We start from the raw sequence: 8,876 nt of genomic DNA, 5'->3' as shown, positions 1-8,876 counted from the left end.
CGCCGCGCTGTGCGCGGCGCCCGGCCCAACCAGAGGAGGTGTCTCGCCAGAGACATCGAGGATGGGTGGGAGCACCCCTGCCTATGGGATCAATCACCCAGCTTGGCGTGAATCTCATCCAGATCGATTTCACCCGTCGGCATCTTGTTGGCCGGATTTTCGAAATCGTATTTGAACAGTTCAAAATCCTGCTTGTAGATCTCGTAGACCAGATGCATCGACAGGTCGTCGAAATAGTCCTCGACCGGATGCGCGCGTTTGGGGCCATGGCCTTCGGACTCGTTGAAGCGCGGGATTTCGGACAGAGTCACAGGGTGGGGCGTTTCGATCTGATCCAGCACGCCCTGCATGCCCTCGTTGAACTTCTCGGTCCAGAATATCCGGTCATAGCGCCCGCCATTCACGATGAACGTCGAGACATGCCCCGACATGGCCGACCAGTGGATGTCCGGGTCCATCGGCCGGCGCCAACGGATCGTGTCTCGGGCGAACAGAAGAAACCGGCGGAAGCTGGCGATCTGGTCGAATTCGCCCTTGCCGTCTTCGCCCCCGACCTCGATCCCGTAATTGTAGATCAGCGTCGGCACCAGATTGCCCCGGTACCGTTTCCCGTTGCGCTGAATGCCGCAGATCTTGTCGAAGAACGAACTGAGGATCCGCGTATAGGGGTTGCGCACGCAGGTAAAGGCGAAGGACTTGTGCCCGCGCACATTGGCCGAGATCACATCCTGGCTGTGGTCAAACGCCCACTTGTGCATCCCGTCTTTGGCGTCGTGGATATCGCCATCAAAGAACCGGCCATGATCGGAGTAATACATGATCTGCCCGATGGTCGAGCAGGCGCATTTGGGCACCACGCGATAGACCATGCTTTCGCTCTCGGTCATCCATGTGCCGGGAAATCCCATCTGCCATGCCTCCTCTGCCAGCCGAGTCTCAGGGTGATGAGCCAGCTTTTGGCGCCAGACAAGCAAAAATATTCTGTTTATTCAATCGTTCATCCTCAGTATCACGGTCGGAACCGGGCAGTAACGGAAAACAACGACGCCAATGGCCAGAATCGCCTATATTCTGCTGTGCCACAAAGACCCCGACGCGATCATCGCGCAGGCCGAGCGCCTGACGGCGGTCGGCGACTATATCGCGATTCATTTCGACGCCAGCGCCTCGGCGGCCGATTTCAGCCGCATCCGGGACGCATTGAAAAACAGCCCCAACGTCGCCTTCGCCAAAAAACGGATCAAATGCGGCTGGGGCGAATGGTCGTTGGTGCAGGCTTCTCTGCATGCGGTGCAGGCCGCGGTCGAGGCCTTCCCCCGCGCCACCCATTTCTACATGCTGTCGGGCGACTGCATGGCGATCAAGACCGCGGAATACGCCCATCGCTTTCTGGATGAAAACGACAAGGACTTCATCGAAAGCCACGATTTCTTCGCCAGCGACTGGATCAAGACCGGCATGAAGGAAGACCGGCTGATCTATCGCCACTATTTCAACGAACGCACCCAGAGCAAACTGTTCTATGCCGCCTACGAGGTCCAGAAGCGCCTGGGGCTGACTCGCGAGATCCCGGAGGATCTCCAGATCATGATCGGCAGCCAGTGGTGGTGCCTGCGCCGCCGCACGATCGAGGCGATCCTCGCGTTTCTGCGCCAGCGCCGGGACGTGATCCGGTTCTTCGCGACGACCTGGATTCCGGACGAGACCTTCTTTCAGACCCTCGTGCGGCACCTGATCCCGCGCTCGGAGATCGAGAACCGCACACTCACGTTCCTGATGTTTTCCGACTACGGCATGCCGGTGACCTTCTACAACGATCACTACGACATGCTGCTGAGCCAGGATTACCTGTTCGCGCGCAAGATCAGCCCCGAGGCACATCAGCTGAAACAGAAGTTGGGGGCGCTCTATGCCAGCGAAGGGGTCGCGTTCCAGATCTCGAACGAGGGCCGCAACCTGCATGGTTTCCTGACGGGCCGCGGCCGTGTGGGCCGCCGTTTCGCCCCCCGCTTCTGGGAGGTCGCCAACACGATCGGCCCCGATCGCGACCTGTATCTTGTAGTGTGCAAGAAATGGCACGTGGCCAAACGGCTGATCGACCAGATCGCCTCTGAAACCAACCTGCCCTGCATCGAATACCTGTTCAACGAAGAAGCCGCCCCCCTGCCCGATCTGGGCGGGATCGAGACGACGCTGGTCAAGCGGTCACGCCATCGCCGCGCGGTGATGCGGCTGCTGTTCGATCATTTCGACACCGACAAGCTGGTCATCTGCCTGGACCCGGCCAGCCTGGATATCGTGCAGGATTTCTGTTCGGACCGTGCCCGCACCCATGTTCTGGAGGTGCAATGCACCTATTCCGACGACTACCTGGTGGGGCATGCCCACCGGGTCGGGCTGGCCGGGCAGAACTCACCCGCCGCCACGGTCCAGCGTCTGCTGCCCACGATCCGCAGCGATCTAGCCTATGAATCCGAACAATTGCGCAGCGCCGGGCTGGACCGATTCCACCGGCTGCGCGAAACCGGAGATCCGGCGGAAAACGTCGACGCGATCTCGAAGTTTCTGGGGGTGCCAGAAGAAACCGCGCAATCCATTCTGCGGCTGGACTACCTGTTCGCCGATTGACGGCCCGTCCGCACCGGGCCGCCGGACCGGGCGGTCAGATGTCGAACTTGACGCCCTGCGCCAGGGGCAGCTCGGCCGAATAATTGATCGTGTTCGTCTGCCGCCGCATATAGCCCTTCCAGGCGTCCGAGCCGCTTTCGCGTCCGCCACCGGTTTCCTTCTCACCGCCGAACGCGCCGCCGATCTCGGCGCCCGAGGGGCCGATATTCACGTTGGCGATGCCGCAATCGGACCCGGCAGGCGACAGGAACTGCTCCGCCTCGCGCATGTTCAGCGTGAATACGCAAGACGACAGGCCCTGCGGCACGTCGTTCTGCATCTCGAGCGCCTCGTCGAAACCGTCGTAGCCCATGACATAGAGGATCGGCGCAAAGGTTTCGGTCTTCACGATCTCGGTCTGGCCCGGCATTTCGGCGATCGCGGGCTGTATGTAGACACCGCCCTCGGGCACGCCGTCGGTGACGCGCTTGCCGCCGAAGACGGTGCCGCCCTCGGCCTCGGCCGCCTTCAGCGCGGCCTCCATCGCCTGCCCCGAGGCCTCATCCACCAGCGGCCCGACCAGCGTGCCTTCGGCCAGCGGATCACCGATGGGCAGACCGGCATAGGCTTTTTTCAGCCGCGCAACCAGATCGGCACGGATCGAGTTGTGCACGATCAGCCGCCGCAGCGAGGTACAGCGCTGACCCGCGGTGCCCACGGCCGAGAACACGATGGCCCGCACCGCCATTTCCAGGTCGGCCGAGGGGCCCACGATCATGGCGTTGTTACCGCCCAGTTCCAGGATGCACTTGCCGAACCGCTGCGCCACGATCGGCGCGACCGCGCGGCCCATTCGAGTCGAGCCGGTGGCCGAAATGATCGGCACCGTCTCGCTGGCCACAAGCGCCTTGCCCAGATCGGCACCGCCGATCAGCAGTTGCAGCAGCCCCTCGGGCGCGTCGCCGAACCGGGCCACGGCCTTTTCAAAGATCTTCTGACAGGCCATCGCGGTCAGGGGCGTTTTCTCGGACGGTTTCCAGATCACCGGATCGCCGCAGACCAGCGCCAGCGCCGCGTTCCACGACCAGACCGCGACCGGGAAGTTGAAGGCCGAGATCACGCCGACCGGCCCGGCCGGGTGCCAGGTCTCCATCATCCGGTGGCCGGGGCGTTCCGAGGCGATGGTCAGGCCATACAGCTGCCGCGACAGGCCTACGGCAAAGTCGCAGATGTCGATCATCTCCTGCACTTCGCCCAGACCTTCCGAGGTGATCTTGCCGGCCTCCCAGCTGACCAGCGCGCCCAGGTCCTCCTTGGCCGCGCGCAATTCCTCGCCCAGCAGGCGGATCAGCTCGCCCCGGCGCGGGGCGGGCACGGTGCGCCAAGCCTTGAAGGCCGCCGTGGCGCGGGCAAAGACCGCGTCCATGTCGGCAACAGGCGTTTCATGCACCCGCGCCAGCACGCGACCGTCGATGGGCGAGCGGACCTCCAGCGTGCCGCCGGTCAGCTCGGCCGCCGTCAGGCCCAGTTTTTCGAGTGTGTGTTCTGCAGTCATGACTACGTCTTTCATGTTCAGGCCGCCTTGTTCTGGGGTGTCACTTCGCCAGCGCGGTAGAGCTGGCCGAATTCGGTATTCAGGAAATCATCCAGCCTGACCTGCTCTTGCCGGACAAAGCCTTGGGTGGGCAGTGCGCCGGTGCGCATCAGATCGACCACGCCCAGAACGCCGGCGGCGGTTGTGATCTGGATCGCGCTCCAGATCTGGCCGTCGATGGTGCGGGCAAAGGACTTGTTGATCAGGGATTTCTCGCGCAGCGCCCCGTCGATCATGCCCTTGGCCGTGCAATAGACCAGAACCACGTCCTGATCGGTGCGCGGCAGCGCAGTTTCAAAGATGTCCTTCAACAGGTCGCGGCGCTGGCCGAGGCCCAGGTCGGTCAACAGCAGTTTCAGGATGTCGCGATGGCCGGGATAGCGGATCGAGCGATAGGACACCGCCCGGGCCTTGCCGGCCAGCGTCTCGGGCAAGGTGCCCAGGCCGCCCGAGGTGTTGAAGCATTCGTATTCCACACCGTCATGGCCGATGATCTCGTAATCCTCGAGCGGCGCGGTCTTGACCCGCTCGCCATTCACGATGGCGTCGCAAGGGTTGCAGTATTCGTTGATCAGCCCGTCGGTGGACCAGGTCAGATTGTATTTCAGCGCATTTGTCGGATAGAGCGGCAGCGCGCCCACCCGCATGTGCAGGCTGTCCAGCGTGTCGAACCCGGCCGCAAGAGAGGCCCCCGCGATGCCGACGAAACCCGGTGCCAACCCGCATTGCGGCATGAAGGCGGTGCCGCTGTCGCGGGCCAGTTCGCGCACGGCGTTCGTGGCGGCGACATCCTCGGTCAGGTCGAAATAATGCGCACCCGCGGCCTTGGCTGCCTTGGCGATGGCAGGCGTCAGGAAAAACGGTGCGGCCGAGATCACCGCATCGAACCCTGCAACCCCCTGTGCCAGCCCGGCTTCGTCGCCCGCGTCGATCTGGCGGGTGGTGATGCCCTGCCTGTTCAACGCCGACAGGGCCGTCAGGTCATGATCGGCCACGGTTACAGTGTAGTTGTGCGATTTCTTCAACAGGGCGGCGATCATCTGTCCGATCTTCCCGGCCCCGACGACGCAGATGTTCCAACTCATTGCGCGCCTCCTCCTCTGCTCTGGTTCCAGTATGACCGCGCCGCCGTCCGAGCACAGCAATCGAGTTGACGAAACGGACAGCTTTTCCGTCATATTGACGGTAGTTGAATCAAAATGTCAGATCGAGATCCGCAGCGCTTCGGAACCTGAAGTCAGGGGAGGAAATGCTTTGCAACCGATTGCACCATTTTTGCAATGATGCGACATTCAACAGATCCAATCGACCGCACAGAGGAGAGCAAGCAGGTGGGCGTTACGCTGAAGGAAGTTGCGGCCTTGGCCGGGGTGTCGCGGTCGGCTGTGTCGCGCACCTTCACGCCGGGCGCCTCGGTCTCGGCCAAGACCCGCGCCAAAGTGGAAAAGGCCGCCAAGGAACTGGGCTACAGCCCCAACGCGCTGGCCTCGTCGCTGACGACGGGGCGGACCAAGCTGATCGGCCTGATCTCGAACAATTTCCACAACCCGATATTCCTTGAGGTTTTCGACCAGTTCACCCGCGCCTTGCAGGAACGCGGGCTGCGCCCCCTGATCGTGAACCTGACCGACGAGACCGAGCCCGCCAATTCCGTGCGCATGCTGCGGCAATATTCAGTGGATGCGGTAATCGTCGCCTCGTCGACCCTGCCACCCAGCTTTGCCAAGGCGTTCCACGATGCAGGGGTGCCGGTGGTGCACACCTTCGGGCGCTCGGCGACCTCGCCCGAGGTGCATGTGGTGGGCATCGACAATGTGGAATGCGGACGCATGGCCGCGCGCGAGTTGGTCGCGCGGGGCTATGCCAGCGTGGGCTACCTGGGCGGGCCAGTCGATGCGACCTCGGCGCTGGACCGGCAACGGGGCTTCATCGAGGAAATGGCCAACCATCCGCAGATTCCGGTTAGCCACTCTTTCGCCGGGGCTTATTCCTTCGAGTCCGGCCGGGCCGAGATGCTGCGCCTGCTGGCGGGTGAGCCGGCGCAGGCCTATTTCTGCGGTGACGACATCCTGTCGATCGGGGCGCTGTCGGCGCTGGCCGACCACGGGCTGAAACCCGGCACCGATATCGGGATCATCGGCCTGAACGACATGGAGATGTCGCGCTGGGAATACATCAACCTGACGACCATCCATCAGCCGATCAAGCAGATCATCACCGCGTCGGTCGATCTGGTCGAAGAGATGCTGAAGACGCCCGATCGCTACCCCGAGGCGCGGATTTTCCCCTGCCGGGTGATCGAGCGGGGCACGTTGCGGCCCCGCCCCTGATCAGCGGAACATCGGCGGGCGCGCGTCCTGCCAGGCGCCCTCCGCCCGGGCCGAGGCCACCGCTGCGTGCACCGCGGCAATCGAGCGGACGCCATCGGCGGCATCGGGCAGCCCGTCCCGCGGCTCACCCCGGATCGCGTCGGCCAGATCGCAATAGATATTGGCCACGGCCAACGGAAAGCCCTCGGGATGGGCAATCGCCACGCGCGACAGGCGCATCGCGTCTTCATGCAGGCCGCCCTCGCCCTTTTCGATGATCTGCGTGCGTCCACCGACCGGTGTGTAGAACAGCTGGTTGGGATGTTCGGACGCCCAGCGCAACCCACCGGTTTCGCCGAAGACTTGGATATCGAACCCGTGCTGCCGCCCGATCGCCACGGACGAGGTCCACAACCGGCCCACGGTGCCGCCCTCCATCCGAAAATTGACCATGGCGTCGTCTTCCAACTGACGGCTGGGAATGGTCGAGGCCATGTCGGCCGACAGCGTCGCGACCTCGTCATCGCAGATGAAGCTGGCCATGTGCAGCGCGTGGATGCCGCAATCGGCGAATTGCCCCGACACGCCCGCCATGGCCGGATCATAGCGCCAGCGCACGCGCGGATTGTCCGCGTCGGTGGCATCCCCATGATGGCCGTGGCTGAAATTGGTGACGACCAGGCGCACCTTGCCGATCTCTCCGGCGCGGACCATGGCGCGGGCCTGTCGCACCATCGGATAGGCCGAATAGCAGTAGTTGACCGCACAGATCTTGCCCGAAGCCCGGGCCACGCGCACGATCTCCTCGCCCTCTTCCACGGTCATGGTCATCGGCTTTTCGCACAGGACGTTGAACCCGGCCTCGAGATACGCTTTAGCGATCTCGAAATGGGTCGCGTTCGGGGTGGCGATGGTCACAAGGTCGATCCGGTCGGGCCGGTCCTTTTCGCCGGCCAGCATTTCCTGCCAGTCGCCATAGGCCCGGTCAGCGGGCACACCCAGCCGCTGCGCATAGGCGCGTCCCTCTTCGGGCCGGTGGTCCAGCGCGCCGGCGGCGAATTCGAACAGGCCGTCGGCCTGTGCGCCCAGACGGTGGGCGGGCCCGATCTGGCTGCCTTCTCCGCCCCCGATCATGCCCCATTTCAACTTTGCCATGGTCTTGGTCTCTCTGCGAACGATGTTGGAAAACGTGTCGGGCCTAGAACGCGCTGACGTCCTGCCAGCCGCGACTGTCGGCTGAGGCCAGAGCTGCGGCCAACACCCGGTTGACCTCGTGCCCGTCCCGGAAGGTCGGCCAGATGTTCCGGCCAGAGTGAATGGCGGTCAGAAAATCCTTGGCCTCGATGATGATCTGATCCTGATATCCGGTGCCGTGGCCGGGACCCTGGCAAAAGGGCTCATAATCGGGATGCGCCGGACCGGTCAGGATCTTGGTGAAACCGCGCTGGGCCTCGGGGCCTTCGCGGCGATAGAGCCACAAGGCGTTCTGATCCTCTTGGTCAAAACGGATCGCGCCCTTGGTGCCCGAGATCTCGTAGGCATAACCCATCTTGCGGCCGGTCGCGATGCGGCTGAAATAAAGGTTCCCCATGACGCTGTTTTCAAACCGGCACATCATCTGGGCTTGATCGTCATTGGTCACCGCGCCGCCCGGGCGGGTGTGGTGAACGGTTTCCACATCGGCCATAACCTGCGCGATCGGCCCAACCAGAGCCAGCGCGCCATTGACCATGTGCGGCGCCAGATCACCGATGGTGCCGTTGGCCATACCGGTCGTGCGCCAAGTCGCCGGGGCCTCGGGGTCGGCATAGAAATCCTCGGTATGTTCACCGCGGAACCATGTGATGTCGCCAATCGCGCCGTCGGCGATCAGCTGGCGAGCGAACTGGCTGGCCGGGGTGCGGATATAGTTGAACCCGACCATGTTGACGGTGCCCGAGGCCTCGGCCGCCGCCACCATGGCGCGGCTGTCCTCAAGCGACGCGCCCAGCGGTTTTTCGCACAGCACCGGCTTGCCCAGCGCCAGCGCCGCTTCCGCGATCTGCCGGTGCGTGGATTGGGGCGATGCGATCACGACGGCCTCGACCGCCGGATCTTTGACCAAGGCCTGCCAGTCGGCTGTGGCACGGCGGAACCCGTAGGCGGCTCGGTAGCGTTCGGCACTTTCGGGGCTTGAGGCGCAGATCATCTCGAGCCGCGGTCTGAGCGCGGTGTCGAACACGGCGCCCACGGCGGACATGGCCACCGAATGGGCCTTGCCCATATAGCCGCCTCCGACGATTCCAATTCCGATTTCTGGCATTTTGGGCGGCTCCGAACATACTGATTGCAACCGGTTGCAAAATCAGTATCGTGAGAATCGATCC

At 63.4% G+C, this 8,876-nt stretch carries 7 protein-coding genes; 2 read left to right on the top strand and 5 right to left on the bottom strand.

Annotated features, from left to right (window positions below):
* Positions 1 to 89: 89 nt before the first annotated feature.
* Entirely contained in the window at positions 90 to 908 is an 819-nt protein-coding gene (locus tag AC2FME_RS17500) for a sulfotransferase family protein (protein ID WP_496680551.1), read from the bottom strand.
* A 142-nt stretch (positions 909 to 1,050) separates the two neighbouring features.
* Between AC2FME_RS17500 and AC2FME_RS17495 the strand changes: the two genes are divergently transcribed.
* A complete protein-coding gene (locus tag AC2FME_RS17495; RefSeq protein WP_496801116.1) occupies positions 1,051 to 2,628 on the top strand; it encodes a DUF5928 domain-containing protein in 1,578 nt (525 codons plus the stop codon).
* Positions 2,629 to 2,662: 34 nt separating this feature from the next.
* On the opposite strand, the gene amaB is transcribed toward AC2FME_RS17495, so the two are convergent.
* Positions 2,663 to 4,162, bottom strand: coding sequence for an L-piperidine-6-carboxylate dehydrogenase (gene amaB, locus AC2FME_RS17490; RefSeq protein WP_496680585.1), 1,500 nt, complete (start codon positions 4,160 to 4,162; stop codon positions 2,663 to 2,665).
* A 17-nt stretch (positions 4,163 to 4,179) separates the two neighbouring features.
* On the bottom strand, positions 4,180 to 5,286 hold the full coding sequence (locus AC2FME_RS17485) for a saccharopine dehydrogenase family protein (RefSeq protein WP_496801115.1): 1,107 nt from the start codon (positions 5,284 to 5,286) through the stop codon (positions 4,180 to 4,182).
* A gap of 246 nt (positions 5,287 to 5,532) precedes the next feature.
* Here AC2FME_RS17485 and AC2FME_RS17480 point away from each other — a divergent pair, with 246 nt between their 5' ends.
* Positions 5,533 to 6,531, top strand: a complete 999-nt coding sequence (locus tag AC2FME_RS17480) for a LacI family DNA-binding transcriptional regulator (protein ID WP_496680586.1) — start codon at positions 5,533 to 5,535, stop codon at positions 6,529 to 6,531.
* Here the strand turns inward: AC2FME_RS17480 and AC2FME_RS17475 are convergent, their stop codons facing one another.
* Together AC2FME_RS17475 and AC2FME_RS17470 are read right to left on the bottom strand one after the other, a co-directional pair.
* Positions 6,532 to 7,665 carry a Gfo/Idh/MocA family protein gene (locus AC2FME_RS17475; RefSeq protein WP_496712588.1) on the bottom strand — a complete coding sequence of 378 codons (1,134 nt, stop codon included), beginning with the start codon at positions 7,663 to 7,665 and terminating at the stop codon, positions 6,532 to 6,534. It abuts the gene before it with no gap.
* Between the two features lie 43 nt (positions 7,666 to 7,708).
* Positions 7,709 to 8,812 carry a Gfo/Idh/MocA family protein gene (locus tag AC2FME_RS17470; protein ID WP_496801114.1) on the bottom strand — a complete coding sequence of 368 codons (1,104 nt, stop codon included), beginning with the start codon at positions 8,810 to 8,812 and terminating at the stop codon, positions 7,709 to 7,711.
* Positions 8,813 to 8,876: the final 64 nt, after the last annotated feature.

It is taken from the genome of Ruegeria sp. BHSC026, from assembly GCF_059613065.1.
This window is presented reverse-complemented; position numbering and strand designations above follow the sequence as displayed.